The following is a 948-nucleotide window of genomic DNA, read 5'->3' as shown; positions in this document are numbered from 1 at the left end:
TAAAGTAGAAGGTGCTAAAAACGCCGTTTTGCCAGTTATCGCTGCAACATTATTAGCAAGTGATGGGAAAAGTATCATTAAAGATGTTCCTACGCTCTCCGATGTATATACAATCAATGAAGTATTGCGCAACTTAAATGCAGATGTTGCCTTTCATGATAATCAAGTAACTGTAGATGCATCAAGAGAGTTATTAGAAGAAGCACCATTTGAATATGTGCGTAAAATGAGAGCTTCCGTTTTAGTGATGGGCTCCTTATTAGCAAGGAATGGCCGGGCCCGCGTGGCTCTTCCAGGCGGCTGTGCCATCGGCTCACGTCCTATCGATCAGCATTTAAAGGGCTTTGAAGCGATGGGAGCAAAGGTAAAGGTCGGCAATGGTTTCATTGATGCCGAGGTCGAAGGAAGGCTTAAGGGTGCACGTGTGTATCTAGACTTCCCGAGTGTGGGTGCCACCGAAAACATCATGATGGCAGCAACACTTGCCGAAGGTATTACTGTTCTGGAAAATGTGGCCAAAGAGCCTGAAATTGTAGATCTTGCGAACTTCCTTAATAAAATGGGTGCCAAAGTAAGAGGTGCTGGTACGGGTACGATGAGAATCGAAGGCGTCGATAAATTATATGGCGTTGAACATCATATTATACCTGACCGTATCGAAGCTGGTACATTCATGACAGCGGCAGCTCTTACTGGCGGCAACGTTCTTGTTCAAGGAGCTGTACCTGAACACCTTACTTCCCTTATTGCCAAAATGGAGGAAATGGGAGTCAAGATCCTTGAAGAAGAAGATGGCTTGCGCGTCATCGGGCCAAAAACCTTGAAGGCGATTGATATCAAAACAATGCCGCATCCTGGTTTCCCGACTGATATGCAGTCTCAAATGATGGCATTATTGTTGCGTGCCGAAGGAACAAGTATGATTACGGAGACCGTTTTCGAAAACCG

At 45.4% G+C, this 948-nt stretch carries 1 protein-coding gene; it reads left to right on the top strand.

Going from position 1 to position 948, the window contains the following annotated elements; all coding sequences use genetic code 11:
• Nucleotides 1-948: UDP-N-acetylglucosamine 1-carboxyvinyltransferase (gene murA / locus CVN76_RS01015; protein ID WP_100530102.1), on the top strand; the 948-nt coding region annotated here is incomplete at both ends.

It is taken from the genome of Bacillus sp. mrc49 (genome assembly GCF_002803435.1).
Note: the sequence above shows the minus strand (reverse complement) of the source record. Positions and strands in the feature narration are given on the sequence as shown.